The 17,203-nt window shown below is 41.9% G+C and carries 18 protein-coding genes; all 18 read right to left on the bottom strand.

Annotation, left to right across the window (positions count from 1 at the left end; all coding sequences use genetic code 11):
- Positions 1 to 9: 9 nt before the first annotated feature.
- A complete protein-coding gene (locus NLX82_RS15795; RefSeq protein WP_053326237.1) occupies positions 10 to 726 on the bottom strand; it encodes an acylneuraminate cytidylyltransferase family protein in 717 nt (238 codons plus the stop codon).
- Positions 726 to 1,745 carry a UDP-N-acetylglucosamine 4,6-dehydratase family protein gene (locus NLX82_RS15790; RefSeq protein WP_068938895.1) on the bottom strand — a complete coding sequence of 340 codons (1,020 nt, stop codon included), beginning with the start codon at positions 1,743 to 1,745 and terminating at the stop codon, positions 726 to 728. The genes NLX82_RS15795 and NLX82_RS15790 overlap by 1 nt, the downstream gene beginning before the upstream one ends.
- A 29-nt stretch (positions 1,746 to 1,774) precedes the next feature.
- Complete coding sequence (locus NLX82_RS15785; RefSeq protein WP_175405224.1) at positions 1,775 to 3,583, bottom strand: motility associated factor glycosyltransferase family protein; 1,809 nt, start codon at positions 3,581 to 3,583, stop codon at positions 1,775 to 1,777.
- A 128-nt stretch (positions 3,584 to 3,711) separates the two neighbouring features.
- Complete coding sequence (locus NLX82_RS15780) at positions 3,712 to 4,056, bottom strand: hypothetical protein (protein WP_053326239.1); 345 nt, start codon at positions 4,054 to 4,056, stop codon at positions 3,712 to 3,714.
- Positions 4,056 to 4,439 (bottom strand): flagellar export chaperone FliS, encoded by a 384-nt coding sequence (gene fliS / locus NLX82_RS15775; protein WP_053326240.1) that lies wholly within the window; start codon positions 4,437 to 4,439, stop codon positions 4,056 to 4,058. Before fliS ends, NLX82_RS15780 begins: the two co-directional genes overlap by 1 nt.
- 14 nt (positions 4,440 to 4,453) lie before the next feature.
- Positions 4,454 to 5,926, bottom strand: coding sequence for a flagellar filament capping protein FliD (gene fliD, locus NLX82_RS15770; protein ID WP_254348529.1), 1,473 nt, complete (start codon positions 5,924 to 5,926; stop codon positions 4,454 to 4,456).
- A 14-nt stretch (positions 5,927 to 5,940) separates the two neighbouring features.
- Complete coding sequence (locus tag NLX82_RS15765; protein WP_053326242.1) at positions 5,941 to 6,324, bottom strand: flagellar protein FlaG; 384 nt, start codon at positions 6,322 to 6,324, stop codon at positions 5,941 to 5,943.
- A gap of 175 nt (positions 6,325 to 6,499) precedes the next feature.
- Positions 6,500 to 7,270 (bottom strand): flagellin N-terminal helical domain-containing protein, encoded by a 771-nt coding sequence (locus NLX82_RS15760; RefSeq protein ID WP_053326243.1) that lies wholly within the window; start codon positions 7,268 to 7,270, stop codon positions 6,500 to 6,502.
- 428 nt (positions 7,271 to 7,698) lie between these two features.
- Entirely contained in the window at positions 7,699 to 7,932 is a 234-nt protein-coding gene (gene csrA / locus NLX82_RS15755; protein ID WP_053326244.1) for a carbon storage regulator CsrA, read from the bottom strand.
- Positions 7,932 to 8,378 (bottom strand): flagellar assembly protein FliW, encoded by a 447-nt coding sequence (locus NLX82_RS15750; protein ID WP_068938899.1) that lies wholly within the window; start codon positions 8,376 to 8,378, stop codon positions 7,932 to 7,934. Before NLX82_RS15750 ends, csrA begins: the two co-directional genes overlap by 1 nt.
- A gap of 84 nt (positions 8,379 to 8,462) precedes the next feature.
- Positions 8,463 to 9,371 carry a flagellar hook-associated protein FlgL gene (gene flgL / locus NLX82_RS15745; protein ID WP_075154850.1) on the bottom strand — a complete coding sequence of 303 codons (909 nt, stop codon included), beginning with the start codon at positions 9,369 to 9,371 and terminating at the stop codon, positions 8,463 to 8,465.
- A gap of 24 nt (positions 9,372 to 9,395) precedes the next feature.
- Positions 9,396 to 10,976, bottom strand: coding sequence for a flagellar hook-associated protein FlgK (gene flgK, locus NLX82_RS15740; protein ID WP_071558139.1), 1,581 nt, complete (start codon positions 10,974 to 10,976; stop codon positions 9,396 to 9,398).
- A 15-nt stretch (positions 10,977 to 10,991) separates the two neighbouring features.
- Positions 10,992 to 11,492, bottom strand: a complete 501-nt coding sequence (locus NLX82_RS15735; protein ID WP_068938901.1) for a flagellar protein FlgN — start codon at positions 11,490 to 11,492, stop codon at positions 10,992 to 10,994.
- Between the two features lie 10 nt (positions 11,493 to 11,502).
- Positions 11,503 to 11,778, bottom strand: a complete 276-nt coding sequence (gene flgM, locus NLX82_RS15730) for a flagellar biosynthesis anti-sigma factor FlgM (protein WP_013312286.1) — start codon at positions 11,776 to 11,778, stop codon at positions 11,503 to 11,505.
- Between the two features lie 196 nt (positions 11,779 to 11,974).
- A complete protein-coding gene (locus NLX82_RS15725; protein WP_023990675.1) occupies positions 11,975 to 12,385 on the bottom strand; it encodes a TIGR03826 family flagellar region protein in 411 nt (136 codons plus the stop codon).
- A gap of 745 nt (positions 12,386 to 13,130) precedes the next feature.
- Complete coding sequence (locus NLX82_RS15720) at positions 13,131 to 13,598, bottom strand: LysM peptidoglycan-binding domain-containing protein (protein WP_075154852.1); 468 nt, start codon at positions 13,596 to 13,598, stop codon at positions 13,131 to 13,133.
- A 382-nt stretch (positions 13,599 to 13,980) separates the two neighbouring features.
- Positions 13,981 to 14,547: a ComF family protein gene (locus tag NLX82_RS15715; RefSeq protein ID WP_023990678.1), complete on the bottom strand. Its 567-nt coding sequence runs from the start codon at positions 14,545 to 14,547 to the stop codon at positions 13,981 to 13,983.
- 348 nt (positions 14,548 to 14,895) lie between these two features.
- Positions 14,896 to 17,010, bottom strand: coding sequence for an ATP-dependent helicase ComFA (locus NLX82_RS15710; RefSeq protein WP_254348522.1), 2,115 nt, complete (start codon positions 17,008 to 17,010; stop codon positions 14,896 to 14,898).
- Positions 17,011 to 17,203 lie beyond the last annotated feature (193 nt).

Genomic DNA, 17,203 nt, shown 5'->3' with positions numbered 1-17,203 from the left:
TCCTCACTCCTACTGCAAGGATTCCTTGTGATTGGATTGTCTCCAAAAAAGCTCTGCCATTTTTAAATCAAACTCGTCATCTATGTCAACAGATCTTTCTTTAGGCATAATGTAGCCACAATTATTAGGACCAATCAGAGTGTCACCATTTATCAACAGATCTCTTTTCACGATATAGATGGCTCCATTTAAAGCATGTAGTTCTTTGAGATCTTGTCTCCTCAAATGCTCCCTTTCACCTTTCAGGTAGGGCGTAAGCCGTCCGTTATCCATTTCCCTTAGTAAATAGGGTTGCACTCCAGACAAAGTGACACTTTGAAGTGAATCAGCCTGATGATCTAAAAATATTTTATATGCTTCTTTAATGTCCATAGCATTTCGCAGTGGAGATGTGGGCTGCAGCAGCATAATAACATCAAAAAATTGATTTTGCGTCTGCTCATAAAATTCAACTGCATGCTTCAATACATCAATGCTTTTAGCCTCATCGGTAGCCAGTTCATCGGGCCTTATAAACGGAACAGCCGCTCCGGCTTGGCCCGACACACGAGCAATCTCTTTACAATCCGTTGAAACTACAACTTCGTCCACACAACCACTATTTAGTGCAGCTTCAATGCTATATTGAATGAGCGGTTTATCATGTAACAATCTTATGTTTTTACCGGGTAAACCTTTTGATCCACCCCGCGCAGGAATAATCGCCAAACATTTGTGTTTGCTCATCATACAATACCTTTTGTGAAGCCCAATCCGTTCAGTTCAATAAGCTCTCGAATGGCTTTCGGGAAAATCTGTGGTGCAGTCATCGAAGAATATTCTTGACGAATAGCCTTTTTAAAACCTTCATATTCTTGCTCTGCGGTATGAAACAACGAAGGAATGATATACATCTGTCCATTCTCCAACGCTCTTTCAGATTCCTCAAGCGTCATGAGTTCCTCATATAGCTTCTCACCCGGCCGGATTCCGGTCTCAATGATCTCTCCACGATAGGGTTTACCAACCGCCTCTTCATACGAATCAACCAAGCATTGGGCCAAATCCGTAATTTTGAGAATCGGCATTTTTAGTACAAATACTTCTCCGCCTTGCGAATAGTGCGCCGCATCTATGACCAATTGAGCGGCTTGAGGAATAGACATCATAAACCGAGTCATCTCTGCATGTGTGACCGTCACCGGTACCCCTTTAGCAATCTGGTCACGGAATAAAGGAATAACAGAGCCCCTGGATCCCATAACATTTCCAAAGCGGACACAAGAAAAGATGGTACGTTTGCTCCCTTTATACAAGTTGGCGGCAGAAATTAAACGTTCTGATAGCAGCTTCGTAGCTCCCATCGTATTCGTTGGATTTACCACTTTATCTGTGCTGATGGCTACTACTTTTTCTACATTATGCTCAATAGCCGTCTCAATTAAATTCTGTACACCAATAACATTCGTTTTCACTGCTTCCATAGGGTTATACTCGCATGCAGGCACATGTTTGAGAGCAGCAGCATGAAAAATATAATCCACATCCTCCATAGCATAACTCAGTCTTTGCTTGTCCCTGATATCACCGATCAGATAACGGATATTCGTATATTCTTTTAATTCCTGCTGCAGATCAAACTGCTTGCTCTCATCCCTGCTAAAAATCCGTAAGGCTTTAGGGTTATACGATAAAATATTACGTACAATTTCGCTTCCAATCGAACCTGTGCCGCCCGTAACCAGTACAATCTTGTTGGTAAACATAATGACCTCCGGAGTGTAAAACGATTAATTTATATATCTTTATGGACCACTGCATCGCTATCTGTTTTTTTATCTAAACGGCGAATCGATTCCGAAAACATTTCTTCAAGTATTGGGATTTGTGCTGTGATATCCTGTAGCAGCTTACCCAGATGCTCATAGATTAGATCAGACTTACGAGTCAACTGATGTTCTGTAACAATCACAGGGAGCACCTGATCAAAACGCGCAATTTCGATAGGCATAATGGACTCAAATATAGGTGAGAACCAGTCCCTGTTGGCAATCACCCCCCACATCTGCTCTATGGATTCCACCATACTTTGAGCCTTTGCTGGTTTAGTGCGGCTAAATTCGCGTATTTTTTTCATCAGCTTATGAATTGCTGCAATCTCAGAACGTACATTGGAAAGATCTCCGAGTGTCGCTATCAGCTTATCTCTGACATCCTGCACCTTATTCATATCAGCAGCAATATTTATTTTGTTTATCAAATCGGCAATTGCATCATGATCAACAGATTCTGGTGCTAACAATTTATACATCTCTTCCATCGGTTCGTATGGGGCTCCCTCAATCACTGCACCATTGCGAGTTGAATTGATAAATTCAATCCTTGGAAGTGCCTTAATCAGATTTTCGACTCCATCCTTCATCAGGGAGAAACTTTCGTCTGTGATATTGTATGTCCCCTTTACATTTAGCACTTTTTTAGGTGCTTCCTGCACTATCTTATCTGTAGTTTCGGCTGCAAAATGTTCAATTCCATCTGCGTAGAATTTGTTATCAGGGAACGACAGATCCTGACCTGCAAGTATGATCCGTTTAGCCCCTAGATATGCCGCTGCTTGAATAGCCGTTCCTGCAACCGTTTCTGTAGGGGATATAAAGAGCTCCTCCTTACTGAGTCCAAAGAAATATTGTGATACAGCATCACTTTTCATAATACTATGGATTTTCCCTGCACAGTTCTGATCAGAGATTTCATAATAGGAAGAAGATGTGAATAGTAAAGGCTGCTCTCTCGTTTCAGAGGAAGCAAAGATTTTCTTATTGACTGAATGGCCATCCATTATTACAGCAAGGTGAGGATGTATTCCATGCTTTATTAATGCCTGAATGCTGGAGCCTGCTGAAATAATCAGTGCGTGAGGACGTAATTTTTTCAGCCATTCGATATCTTCCTGTAAAGATGGGCCTGATGATACAACAATCACCGTTGCACCCTCAAAAGCGTGAAAAAGCCGCTCAATGGAAGGAGTGTATAGTACATCAGATAGATGATATAGAAAATTTCGAGTCCATTCTTCTCGAAAACGATTCTCTGTATGTTTATCTACCAAAAAGCTCTGGCGGTACTCCTGAAATTTTTCCTTTACTTCACGTAGCGTACTCATATCATCGGTTAGATACTTACGCAGCGCAATAAACACTAAATCTTCCATCATGTAACTACTCAGCATATGAAACATCATATCGAGCTGAGAATCACCAACGGATAGCCAGTACAAATTGGAATACCCCAGCAAAAGACTGAGGTCATACTCCGTCACAGCCTTCCGAAAAAGCCGCTCATCCGGCTCGTATACAAACAGCCAGTGATTCGGGTACAATTCGAGGAGATCAACAATGCTGAGTCCCCTTTCAAATCCATATACAAAAAGGATCTTTCCGTTTCCAATTGCTCCTTGAACAGCATTAAGCCAAGCCGTGTCCCTTTCAAAGGGCTCAGTAAACAAAGGTATAGATAAATCTTCATTCGGCAAACTATTGATTTGGGTTGCAACATGAGGAAACCTCTGCTCTAGAATTGTATGGTTTATTTGTAGTTGAGACAAGGTAATACCACCGTTTCGCATTAATATTTGTTAATTAGTATATCGGATTTACTCTTAATGGAATGAACCTTTTCACAAAAATACCCCCATTCTAAATCGAATAGGGGGTACGCTCCATAAAGCATTTTTTATTTGCGATGATCAATAAACAAACTGTCTACAGAATAAGCTTGCTGGTATGCATGCTGCTGTACACGAATGGCTCCGCGTTTCTCCATCCAGTGGCCAGCCTCATCCTTTAGTACATGCATACGCTGCAAAATTACAGAATCATGACTTAGTATATCACGAATTTTCTGCTTATTATTTTCCGTTATCGACGGCTGAAAGGACTGCATCTGTTCTACAATGCGCTGCCTTTGATCTGCAAACTGTTCAAACTCTTCCTCACTTAAATTCATAAGGTTAGATAACACTGCTTCTGTCCTATGTTGCAGTTCTTCAAGGAGTACTTGCATATTAGGATCTGCCATTACACACTACCAACTACACCAGGCATTTTCATGGCTTCCAACCAAGCTTCCCGTAGGTCAGTCAAATGTTCCAGCACCTCTTGTGCCGGAGCGGCTATTTTGTGAACATTCGCCTCGATCAGCTCATGCAGCATATATTCATACACCCGCAATAAGTCATGGGATATTGGATACTCAAAATTCAACGCAGATATCAACTCGTGTACAATAGCTTGTGCTTTACACAAATTATTATTTGCTTTCTCGTTATCCCTATTCTCTATCCCCTCAATCCCCGCACGAACGAAACGAATAGCCCCATCGTACAGCATAATCAGCAGTTTAGGCTTGGATGCAGTTTGTGCTTGAGTCTGCCGGTATTTCTGATAGGGTGTATTGATCAATTGTAAAACCTCCTTTATGACGACATGCCTGTAAGACTCGAAGATGTATTATTATACTTGCTTATTGCCGTTTCCATGGCGGTGAATTTTTTGTAATAGTTAGTTTCAATCATCGTTAGACGGCTGGTCATGTCACTAATTCGACGGTCCAGACTCGTTAATTGCTCTCCCATTGTGCTCGTAGAAAGAAATGAAGCAGTTAGATCCTTACTAACTTTTGAAGTACCGGCTGTATCGGCCATTCTTTGCAGTGAAGTATTCGAAATCTTTTTAAGTTTAGCAATAACACCATCTTGCTGTGTGTATTTATTGGTTAGCGCGGTACTTGGATCCTGTTTCCCAAAAAAATTCGTGATAATATCTGGATCTTTTTCAACCGCTGCACGCAATTTGTCTGCATCCAAAATTAGCTTGCCTTTCGTATCATACGTCCCTGTAGTGATCCCAAGTTCAGACATCATTAATGGCTTATTCTTACCATTTGCATCAACTCTGCCGATATCTACACCTTGAATCATGGCATTACGCATTTCAGATAATGTATCCTGCAGGATAGGATCGTTTCTAAGCATGCCACTCTTGGCCTTGGTTGTCCAGAGCTTGACTTCATCATCGCTCATAGCGGATTTTTGTTCCGTCGTAAGCGGAGCGTATTTTTTATATCTCTCCTCACTAACCTTGCTGTTGAGTGTAGCAAGAACATCATTATAAGCATCAACAAAGCTTTGAATATTTTCGACGATCTTATCCGTATCTTTAGTAGCTTCTATTCTTGTCGCAGCACCACCTGCTGTCTTAAGCGTAATATCAATACCATTAATGGTAAAATTGTTAGAGGATTTTTTGACTTCAAGTCCATTTACCTTTAGCAGAGCATCAGTTCCATTCGTTGAAGACAGTTTAAACTCACTACTAATTTGAGAATCAATATTGAATGCTTGGGAACCGGTGGTTTTACTTGTTAATGACAATCCGGATTTGGCATCATATAGGGCAGTTACTCCTGTCTTACTGTTCTCATTAATTTTTTTGACAAACGATTCAATCGTTTCGTTTGCATCCACATCAATGGTAGCACCACCAACCTGAACCGTACGGGCTGCCCCATCGGCAAATGCCAGTTCACTACTAGCCTTTTCAGACCATGAGCTGTCTGAAACAGATCTTGCAGCAGTAGCGAGATTTATTACCGAGATATCCAATACTCCACTGGCAGACGATGAAGCCGTTGCAGTCAACGCGTCACTATTTCCCGTTACTGTTACTTTCTGCGGATTCATTGAAGCAGTACGACTTAATGTACCTAGTTTATCTTGTAGAAATGAAACAACTTTAGTACTGGACTCACGATAGTTTTCCCGTTTCCATTCCATCAGTTGTTTTTGTTGATTCAGCTTATCTAGCGGTACACGTTCAGCAGTCATCAACTTTTTGACCATTGCATCAATATCCATACCAGAGGCAAGGCCACTTATTCTGGTTACCATAATTATATGTCCCCCTATACTTTTTTATCGATAATTATTCCAGAAATTTCCATCATCATAGCCGCTATATCCAGAATTTTCTCAGGAGGTACCTCACGAATCAAATCTCCCGTTTCCTTGTTCATCACTTTTATCATGATTGCATGTGTCTTTTCATGTACCGATATTTCAAACGTCTTCTGCGGGCCTTGAATAGCATCAATTGCTTTCTGTAGCTCCAAAACTGCTTCCTCATGTGTCTGCTGTTTCTGCGCGGTACCACTTCTATTGGCTGTCTGGACAGCATCTTGTACAGCAGAATAATTTGTTTCGGCATCTGAAGGGGCTTCACGTTGTATTACTGCTGATGGCTGAATCGGCAACAAACTCCCAGTGCTAGGGGGGATCATCGAGTCCATACAATAACCTCCATTAATAATATTAGACACAATAAAACCGTTCTGTATTTGAAATGCCAATACATTATATATCGGTAAATGAGTGCAAATATTTATGAAAAAACTAAAATAAAAAACAAAAAAAAGATCCTGCAATACACAGGATCTTTTTTTTGTAAACTTATGTCGTTTAAAATTAACGCAGCAACGACAATACGCCTTGTGGCGCGGAGTTTGCTTGTGAAAGCATAGATTGGGAAGCTTGCAGCAAGATGTTGTTTTTGGACAGAGTAACCATTTCTTTTGCCATGTCAGTATCACGAATACGGGATTCGGAAGCTGTCAGGTTTTCTACAGTTGTGCCCAAGTTGTTGGAAGTGTATTCCATACGGTTTTGCATAGCACCCAGGTTCGCACGTTGCTTAGCAACTTTTTCAATTGCTTTAGTTGTAGCAGACAAACTTACTGCAGAAGTAAGACCACGGATATCAGTGGAATCGATACCTTTAATAGTAAGAACGAACGCGTTATCATCAGCTTGGATTTTAACGCTTCCACCGGAAATCGCAATACCGTTGAATTTAGTGTTGGACAGGATTGCATCAATTTGACCGCCCAATTGACCAAGTTCTGCTTTGATGTTGGATTTATCGCCAGCGCTGTAAGTATCATTGAGTTGTTGAACGCTCAGCTCTTTCATACGAGTCAACATGGAGGATACTTCGTTCATTGCACCCTCAGCTGTTTGTGCGAAAGAGATACCATCTTGAACGTTACGTTGTGCTTGTTCCAGACCACGGATTTGACCGCGCATTTTTTCGGAAATGGAGAGACCAGCAGCATCGTCAGCTGCACGGTTGATACGCAGACCTGAAGACAATTTTTCCATGTTTTTACTTGCTGCTGAGTTGTTCAATTGCATGTTACGGTGTGTATTTACTGCTGGTAAGTTGTGATTGATAATCATTTTATATTTCCTCCCTGAAATGGTTTAATTCCCACGTCCTTGTGGTATAAGCGTCTTCACAGGTCGGCCGCCCTGAAGAATTACCGCTCTAAAATATATATCGACCCTATGATGAGAATTGTTTATAGCATTCCAGCTTTTTTTTGAAATATTTTCTTAGTAGTTTTCGACTTGGTTATTTCGATTTAACACCAACATTTTATACATTGATGACTTTATCCAAGTCCGACCTGTCCACACCTATTCTTAACCCATCAAACTTTCGAACTCACCCAAGTGGAGATTTTCGATATTACGATAAACGGTGGAGAACATGGTTATATCAATTATTGTTCCAGATAATTAAGCATAAAATCTAGTCAAACAAAGACCGACACTTTACTTGTGTCGGCCTTCCTCAATGTATGTGCACCTCTAAGATTAGCGAATCAGGACTTTCTCTTATCCATTTCCAACATTGCATTATGAATAGCATTCGAATCCATAACAGCGATTTGGTTATTTTGCTGAATAGCATCAAAGACTTCTTTTCGATAAATATCGATATCCTTAGGGGCAGAAATACCGATTTTCACAGTATCTCCTTCAACAGAAAGAACTGTAATAACGATATCATTCTGAATTACAATGGATTCACCCTTTTTACGTGTTAATACCAGCATTAGGATTCACCGCCTTTGCTGGACTCTATTTTATTCCACAAGGGATGCTTAATTGTATAGTTCGTATTTTGCAAAACAACTTGCTTTCCCGTCTGCTGTTCAATGTTAAAAATTAAAGGCGCAAGCAAATTAACTGTTGTTTTGGATTGATCACTGTTCCATGTACAAATACATCGTACTGATATCTGTTCCTGACTTATAATCCCAATGTCCTCTAGAGCATCATCGGATAACTCAAATTCATAATCTTCAAAGAAATCAAATGGATTTACGGTAATAAAAATAGTAGCTGGCTGCTCTACTGCACTGAAAAGACTAAATAATTCATTATGCTCCTGTAGTTGAAATTCCCGAAGTTGTTCAAATCCTGGTATTCCTTTCGGAAACACATAAAGACTAGTATTTTTATCTTGGTTCTCTTCATCTAATTTCTGTTTTGGGGTCATAAGTAACTCCTCCTATATATAGTAACAAAAAAGCTACGGACCACTCGTCCATAGCTTCAAAATTATAAATGTCAAAGATAAAAATCAGCTCATAAAGTCCATCAGGGATGGCTGCATGATTTTAGCTGATGATTTCAGGGCGGCTTCGTAAATGGTTTGGGCAGATGTAGCTTGAATCATCAGACTAGCAACATCCGCATCTTCCGTTTTAGCTTGAAGTGTCGTCAAATTCAAATTTCGCTCTTCCAAACGGGATTGTATCAGTTCAACCCGATTCGTACGTGCGCCCACTTCAGACAAACTGGTCTGCATTTTAGTAAAGCGGGATTCAATACTTGAAAGTTGGCTCGATATTGCCGTACTATTTCCGCTGCTTAGTGCAGAAGATATAGCATCCATAACCTTAAAAACATTATCAGCATCTGTCGATTTCCCAAAAAAATCGCTACCGGACGTATTTACCCGAAATGCATCTTGGTCTCCAACTGCATAGCTGACCGCGGCTTGATCCGGATTAATCTGATCATAACTTGTTACCGTAGCAGATAGCTGATACGGCATCTGATCATAATTTTGTCCATTAAAAACATACTTCCCACGAAGCTGGCTGTTACCAATATTCATCATTTGTTCTTTTAGCTGATCAACTTCCAGTTTAATCGAATCCAAGCCGGATTGAGGTAGTGTTTCACTTGAAGCCTGTACTGTCAGCTCTTTAAGACGCTTCATTACATCACTGGCTTGTTGCATGGTTGTATCAGTGAAATCTAACCAGCTAACAGCCGCATCTGAGTTTGTCTTGTATTGTTCATTAGAAGCTAACTCAGCTCTGTAACGTAGCGCATAGGTTACCCCTACTGGATCATCTGAAGGCTTATTCAACTTACGACCAGTCGAAATCTGATTCTCCATTTTACCCATATTATTATTATTTCGATTCAGGTTACTGAGCAGTTGCATACTGGTCATCCCTGAAGTCACTCGAATTGGCATGGCTTACTCCACCTTCTCATTATACTAGAGACCTACGCGGCCTGTACCATTAATCAGTTTGTCTAACAGTTGATCAAAAGTTGTCATGAACCGGGAAGCTGCACTGTAAGCATGTTGAAACTTGATCATGTTCGACATTTCTTCATCCAGTGACACCCCGCTGACGGATTGGCGGTTCAAGTCCACTTGCTCAGTCAACAGCTGTGCATTCTGCGATTGTCGCTCTGCTTCCTGAGTTTGGACGCCTAATTGCCCAACAATTGCACTGAAGAAGTCATCTACAGTGGTAGTTTGCGCTTGAGTTGTATTAAAACCAAACTTCACATTTTTTAGGCTCGCCATAGACAATGCCAAAGCATTGTTACCTACAGTTACCTTTTCATTAGCTGTTCCCGTTCCATCTACACGCAAAGAGCTGGCAATTTTATTGGGATCATCTTGAATATCCTTATTCAGCGTAATGTTACCTGCTGTAATAGCAGCTCCATCTTTGGAGGTAAAGAACGCTCCGCCCTTTTGTGGTGTCGTACCACTAAGGGTGTATCCCAACTGATGGAGTCCATTAATCCCTTGTACAGTTACTTTCAAATCCGCGGTCAAGGTTCTGTTGTTATTCGCATTCGAGTAAGTCACTGCTGCATTGTTGACACCTGAATTTAGTACCGTTCCCTCAGGCAGAACTGTACCTGCAGGTAAAGTAATTTCAATGTTACCATTCGCCAGCGTATTAGCTAGCTGATCCATCTGAGTTTTGTAATCTGCTACATATTTATCTCTGGATAAAACCATACCGTACACTTCGCCACCAGTTAACGTTCCACCTTGATATGCAGCCTCAAGGCCAGCCGCCGTAATAGCAGTTACCTCTGTACCCGCTACAGCTATCTGTCCTGCCACCGTTACCTGATAACCGTTATCCAGCTGAGTTACCTGCACATTTGCAAGCTTGGACAACTTATCAACTGCATAATCCCGCTGATCACGCAAGTCATTTGGATTATCCCCAAGTTGTTCCAACTTGTAAATATTACCATTCAGGTCCGCTATAGACTGCAATAACGAATTCATCTCAGATGTTTTTAATGTAACGTTATTAGTCAAATCAGAACTGAGTGCATCCAGTTGCTTGCTAGCCTGGTTCATCGCATCTGTCAGAGCAAGCGTAGTCTCTTTTACAATTTTACGATTCGTGACATCCTGAGGATCTTGGCTCAGATCGGACCATGCATCCCAGAAATTATCCATGACCTTACGTATACCTGTATCCGAAGGCTCATTCATAATGGTCTCAAGCTTGTTCAGTGTGTCATAGCGAATGTCCCATCCACCTTGAGAAGAACTTTCATTACGATACTGATCGTCCAAAAACGTCTGACGGACGCGCTCAATAGCAGTGAATTCAACCCCTGTACCCATTTGACCTCGTACAACGGAACGATTCAAACCGTAGGCTTCCATAGAGTCCGAGGCCTTCATACTAACCACTTGTCTGGAGTAACCCGCTGTGTTGGCATTTGAGATATTGTGTCCGGTTGTATTAAGTGCTGCCGTTTGTGTGTTTAAGCTTCTTTTCGCTGTTTCTATACCATGAAATGTTGAGACCATATTTTCCTCCTTCAATTAGGCGCGTGTATCAAATAGTCCCGCTCGTACAGTAGAGGTACTTTTGTCAGCTGGACGCTGATAAACCGCTTCAGATTCCGCATAATATGACATACTCTCAATAGAAAAATCAATATAGGAAAGCGCCTGTTGTATAAGCTGTTGATTCAACTCATTTAATTTTTTCAATTCTACAAGCGTATCCGCTAGATTTTTTTGAATGTGAAGGAGGCGCTGCTTGTCTTCTACATCAAACACAAGACGAGACAACTCCGTAATATTAAGATTCAGCTTGGACTTAATACCACGTTCCTGCAAAAATTCATATGCTGCCTGCAGGCGTCGCTCATCCAGCTGTTCAATGTGTCTGGACATCTTCGATTCCTGGTTCATGACTAGAATGAGCTGATCTACCTTATTTGATATCAGTGCTTCTTTTTTTTGATTTCCTAATGCAATCAACTGCTCGTGAGCCTCTCTAAGCTGCTCCAGCACATCAATCAATCGATCTAAAGGCATATTCCTTCACCTAGCTTTCAGAAGACTGCTTGAAGTAAGGTAACAGCTTCTCTGCAATTTTATCGGCATCCACACGATAAGTACCAGAAGCTACTTGCTGCTTAAGCTCCTGAATTTTCTTAACACGGTCTGCATCACTGCTGCGGTTCAGCATTTCCATTGCTTCCGGAGAAATGGAAACCTCGTCCTTGCGGCGGGATTTCTTTTGTTCCTCTTGACGTCCTGTTTCAATATTGCGCTGATATGGATTAATAGCTCCGATGCGGTTGGTCTCGTTAATTTTCATAACTTCCACCTTCCTTAGTTATTTGATATGGTCAGAATGTATCAGACGACATAGCGTCGAACATGGTTCGTATTATGCCTCACTTCTTTATTTTGTGCATGGTTGCTAAAAATAAAAAAACCGATAAGCTCTATAAAGATTATCGGCGGTATTTGAAACTTTTTGAATAGCTGAATGCGTTTTTAATTCCCCTGTACTACTTTCCACGAAGTTTATCAATCGCGCTGTAGGTACCTGAGCCCATATTATTACTTTGATCCTGATTACTACTTTCGCGTACAGCCTGATGCAGGTCTTTAGTCAGACGTGTTCGACAAGAATCGCACATATGCCCTTCACGAATCGGTATCCCGCATACCTCGCAAGGATACGTCATATTGGGCGCATTAGCAATGGAAATACGTCCCTCACGTATAAATGTCGTGATTTGCTTTACGGATACCTCAGTAGCCTCTGAAAGCTCATGCATATGAATGCCCTTATTTTCACGTATATGTTTGACACAGCGTTCGTATTCAAATTCAATTTCTTTAATACAGTTCTGACAGATTCCCCTGACGTTCTTAATAAACAGCTTTCCACAGCGAGGACAGTTATCCAAATTCATCCTCTGTAGCGCCCCTTTCCAATTTCCGATCTTTAATTACTTTTATCCTTACATTAACTTATAATGAAGAGCCTCGTCTAGCAAATATTTCAAAAAAGATTTTCAGATTTTACACAATTGCACATCTTATAAGCTATCATATAAAAAGTATAAGAGAGAATGATCCATCAGTAAAAGTTTGTCTACATCTATATGCATCAATATGCAATGACATAAAATAAAGAAAGCTCATGGAAGCTAATAGTTCAGCCTATTGCATGTGTCTATTTATCGTCAAACATTGCTCCATACTTTAGATAGAAATAAAATAAGCGCCATTCCAGTTATTTTCGGGAATAGCGCTTCATTATACAATTAAAATAGCTATATATGAATATGAGTAAATGTAGAAATTAAATATCAAGATGAGGGAAAAACCGGGCGAAACAATCCTCAGAAGAATTCATGTTCACCTGTGCCCCGAATGACATCAAGAAAGCCCTGTAAATCCGGGGGAACGGCGCCCATACGAATGCTCCGCACATGGAGTGTGGGTATTCATAAATCTCATGGACCTAACATCATCTCAACTAATAACTCATCTGAAATCAAGCTAGATGCACCAATGGAAATTTGCAGCCCAAAAAAACAAGCTATTTCACAAATAATTATTCAAAAAAGCATTGTTTTAATAGAGGCCTTCCCGTATACTATAGTCAAACGCTTGGTTTAAAAAACACACTTCATTATACATTTATAATGATAATTATTTATTTGTGTTTGTTTGCGGTACTTGCAGTTCTTGGCCTACTTTAACCAGGTTGTTGATTTTAACCAGTTCTTCAACAGTTACACCGTATTTTTCAGCAATAGAAGCCAGTGTGTCGTCCTCTTGAACATTTACTGTGATTGTATTTACAGTTGCTGGTGTTTCAGTTGTAGTCGTTGCTGGTTTTGTAGTTGTTGCTTGATTGTTGTTCTCAGTAGCTGGTTGAGCTGGTGTTGTAGTTGCTGCATTTTCAGTCGTTTCAGTTCCAAAAAGTTTTGCTTCAAGTGCTTTTTGAGCTTCTTCTTGTTGTTTAATGATCAGTTGTTCTTCAACATGATCCCTGTTGCTATCTGCGTTGGATTTCGCCATTACTTGACCTGTTGCAAGTGGACTCAACAAAGATACTGCACCTAAACTAACTGCCAACATGCTAGATACTGCTACTTTTTTCATTACGTTTTTCATGATTTGTTCTCTCCTCTTTTTAGCTTTAAATTTTAATTAACTGCTTTACTACTGAGCGAGACACTCCCAATGTCCGCTCTTTAGTCATTAGCTAATCACTTATTACCAATCATGTTAGCTATCAACAGATAGAAATTGTACTCCTCTTTTCCAAAAAAATCAACCTCTAAATTGAAATATTCTGTTTTCATCGCTCACTTCCTTACTTTTTGTTTGTCTCTATATTTTTATTATATACCTCTCTCTAGCTCGTTGTCAAATCCTGCTGATTGTACGGCTTAAAAGACTTTTGTTCTATCAATTAATCCTTCTTTCAAGAGATTTATAACCTCTTTTTCATAGTTTCAAGCAAAATTTAATGGAAAATACTAGAGATTTAGACTTATGATCTTGCTAAGGTCAGGCAAAAAATAGCCAAATGTATTCCTTGCTCTAATGCCTTTTCTCTCAAAACACGTGCACACGCCTGTAATGTGCTCCCCGTTGTATAAATATCATCTACAAGCAAAACGGTAACGGAAAGCTTGTTCTCCGTAACACATTGAGATTCAGCTTTTAAAATAAAAGAATTCAGCAAATTTGTCATATTGGGATGGACAGAAAACGCATTATTCATGGTGTTTATGCGTTCCTTTTTGGATTTAAAGCTTTGTTTGCCTGTATCTTGTGGACGAGCAAGTAAAGATAGGAAGGGGAGCTTATTCCGCCTAGCAATCTCTTCTGCCAAGATCTGAGCCTGATTGAAGCCTCGCTCTGTAAGCCTCTTCTCACTTACCGGGACACAGGTCACTACATCCACACTCCACAAAGAACTCTTGAAACGAGAATGTTTAAGACTTGCAAACTCATACCTCATCGCCTGATAGGCTCGATTCATGATCTCACCCAGCAGGGAACCATACTTTTCATTCCCGCGATATTTGAACTGTCCAATCCATTCTCTCATCATCGGCGTATAGCTGGTTGCACTCCGATTGCATACAAAGTAACGTACTAATCGGTCAAATTTTACGCAATCCGGGCAAAACGTCGGACGTCCGCAATGAACACAACGAATGTTGTAAACCCAAGGAATTTGAAGCGAACAAGAAGTACATATCCCAGAGAATTCAGAAAAACGTCCTGTGAAAGTACCGCAAGCGATACATGTTTGGGACTGACGTTGGAATAACCAATTCAAAAATAGACGGGTTCTTGGAATCATCCCCATACCAGAATGCACCTTTCTTGGTAGTTTACGTACTGACATTGTTTCAGGTTTCACATTTCCAAAAAAACTTTTTTTTATTTAATACATTTAGTGCTTCAACTCCTTCAGGTATCCTTTTTTCCGAGCCAGTGCATTCATTCGTTTAATTTGTCTAATCGCTCTCTTTTGGCCTCGAGTCCATTGGGGCGATGTAAAAATAACACCTCCACATGGATCATCCTTGGACCTTCCCGCGCGACCAGCCATTTGGACAAGAGAGGCTTCATCAAAAAGACTGCTGTCCGCGTCTAATACATACACATCACTCCGTGGAACAGTCACCCCTCGCTCCAAAATAGTCGTTGTGACCAGAACTCGTATTTCAGTAGCTCGAAATAAGCGCACTTTAGCGGTTCTTTCTTCATCCTGTGAGGAGGTTCCAGCAATAGGTACATCAGGAAATTGTTTAATCAGCAGCTCCACAAGTCCCTGAATATGTGAGATTCGTGTCACAAACAGGAAAACCTGTGCTCCACGTTGTATAGATACGCGTAGGCGTTGAATAAAGGATAGGGGAAGCCGACCTTTTTGCAGCCAATGTTGCACTGAAGCAGCCCCCAGGCGAAATGGGACAGGTAAGGGATGACGATGAAAACGAACGGGAACCTTGGCGTGTGGCAGTAGACCGCGTGCAGCCTCTTTCTGCAAGGATTGCGGTGGTGTAGCAGACAAATAGATAAACTTGCCCTTCGGCTTACATACTGCTCGTGCAGCAAAAGCAAGCATAGGATCATTGTGATAAGGGAACGCGTCTATCTCATCAATCACAACCAAATCAAAGGCTTGACGATAACGCAATAGCTGATGTGTCGTTGCCAGGGTCAGCTGTCCCCTTTGCCACCGTTCTGCGCTCCCCCCATAGAGCGTCACCATGCTCACATTGGGAAAAGCAATGGCCAAACGAGGGGCTAACTCCAGTACCACATCACGGCGTGGTGTTGCCACAAGTGCCGTTCCTCCGTGGTCCAACACATATTGCAATAGCGGAAACATCATTTCCGTCTTGCCTGCGCCTGTTACAGCCCAGAGCAGAAAACGTTCTACCGTGGTATCAGGTACCTGCCGATCAGCGCTATATCTTACACCTTCGCCAGTTTTTGGCGAAGAATGCCTGCTACGGGCAAGGTTGCTGCCCTGCGAAGAGGCAGCATCTGATCCCCGGCACGCAACCATGACGCGCCGGAACAACGCCCGGAGCCCACGGCCTTCCGGGCGAAAACGTCCCCGCACTTCGCCGTGCAGTGCGGCCAAAAAGCGCAGCGCCGCTTCGGCGGCGGCACGCTGTGCAGGGCTCAGCCCCCAGCGGTCGAGTTCCGTCGCCGGGGCTATGCCTGCTGTGTGTGGCAGGGCGGGTTTCGCTGCACCGCGCAGCAGCAGCGAGCATTCACGGCTGCGCCCGAGCGCGAGACATGTCTCGCAGTAAGCGCACGCCTTACGTCCGCACGACGCACAGCTCGTGCGGTGCACTATCCCGCTGCCACAACGGTTGCAGCGGAGTTCATTCGTACGCGCGGCAGGCCATCGCGTACGTGGTGCTGGAGCGAGGCCAGCACCAAAACTGAGTCGGCCCTGCAGATATGCAAGCTGTGCAGCGGATCGCCAAGTACGCTCCAAACCTGGCGCTGCCTCTGCCAGTAGCGCTTCGGCTTCCGGAACGAGTAACTGGCGTCCTGACAACAAATTAACCAGCTCATTCGCTTGTCGTGTTAAACACTCCCTATCCAATCCATCAATTCCCGTGACGAGGCTCCTTTTTTGAATAGAACGTAAACCTCCGTTTGTTTCTCGTCCCTTATTCCTACTTTCTGTGCGAGAAGTCCACTCTTGTCCACCATCCCAAATGCATATATTTTCTACTCCTCCAGATAAAATCCGTTCTCCGTTGAAAGGCTCAGGAGCCAGTTCACTTTTTAGCTGTGCGAGAATATAAGCCCACCACTGCCATTTTCCCCATCGCTCCATATTTGCTAATTCCTTAAATGTTTCGCACAGCTTTGTCCCCCAGGACAAGGGAAGCTCATCTCCTAATAACACCCATTTTTCGACAACATTCTCTTGTCCCTCATCTTGATTCATCCACCATGTCATATCTACTCGAATATCCACAGATAATCGGAGAGTCCAATTCCCTTTATACTTCACTGCATATACTGCAATTTTCACCTTCCCCTTCTCCTCCCATTCATGATTTTTGCGGTTCTTGTCACCCCAGAGAACAGCAAAAAAGCACACTCCTATGGCTAATAGCCTGAAGTGTGCTTCACATCAAGTAGATCTCAATGAGATCCCTGTCGTCTTGCCTATGCAACTGTTTATAAACATTTATATCCGATTTTGACCACGATGTCCACAATCC

The sequence above is a fragment of the Paenibacillus sp. A3M_27_13 genome, assembly GCF_024213315.1.
Taxonomy (GTDB): domain Bacteria; phylum Bacillota; class Bacilli; order Paenibacillales; family Paenibacillaceae; genus Paenibacillus; species Paenibacillus polymyxa_B.
This window is presented reverse-complemented; position numbering and strand designations above follow the sequence as displayed.

Coding starts and splice junctions, on each gene's coding strand:
- flgL (WP_075154850.1), bottom strand. CDS start 9,371: ATGCCAATTCGAGTGACTTCAGGGATGACCAGTATGCAACTGCTCAGT.
- NLX82_RS15780 (WP_053326239.1), bottom strand. CDS start 4,056: ATGGCAGATCCTAATATGCAAGTACTCCTTGAAGAACTGCAACATAGG.
- fliD (WP_254348529.1), bottom strand. CDS start 5,926: ATGGTAACCAGAATAAGTGGCCTTGCCTCTGGTATGGATATTGATGCA.
- NLX82_RS15760 (WP_053326243.1), bottom strand. CDS start 7,270: ATGATTATCAATCACAACTTACCAGCAGTAAATACACACCGTAACATG.
- NLX82_RS15795 (WP_053326237.1), bottom strand. CDS start 726: ATGAGCAAACACAAATGTTTGGCGATTATTCCTGCGCGGGGTGGATCA.
- NLX82_RS15715 (WP_023990678.1), bottom strand. CDS start 14,547: ATGATGAGAGAATGGATTGGACAGTTCAAATATCGCGGGAATGAAAAG.
- NLX82_RS15790 (WP_068938895.1), bottom strand. CDS start 1,745: ATGTTTACCAACAAGATTGTACTGGTTACGGGCGGCACAGGTTCGATT.
- NLX82_RS15735 (WP_068938901.1), bottom strand. CDS start 11,492: ATGCCTTTAGATCGATTGATTGATGTGCTGGAGCAGCTTAGAGAGGCT.
- flgK (WP_071558139.1), bottom strand. CDS start 10,976: ATGGTCTCAACATTTCATGGTATAGAAACAGCGAAAAGAAGCTTAAAC.
- NLX82_RS15725 (WP_023990675.1), bottom strand. CDS start 12,385: ATGAATTTGGATAACTGTCCTCGCTGTGGAAAGCTGTTTATTAAGAAC.
- csrA (WP_053326244.1), bottom strand. CDS start 7,932: ATGCTGGTATTAACACGTAAAAAGGGTGAATCCATTGTAATTCAGAAT.
- NLX82_RS15765 (WP_053326242.1), bottom strand. CDS start 6,324: ATGGACTCGATGATCCCCCCTAGCACTGGGAGTTTGTTGCCGATTCAG.
- flgM (WP_013312286.1), bottom strand. CDS start 11,778: ATGAAAATTAACGAGACCAACCGCATCGGAGCTATTAATCCATATCAG.
- NLX82_RS15720 (WP_075154852.1), bottom strand. CDS start 13,598: ATGAAAAACGTAATGAAAAAAGTAGCAGTATCTAGCATGTTGGCAGTT.
- NLX82_RS15750 (WP_068938899.1), bottom strand. CDS start 8,378: ATGACCCCAAAACAGAAATTAGATGAAGAGAACCAAGATAAAAATACT.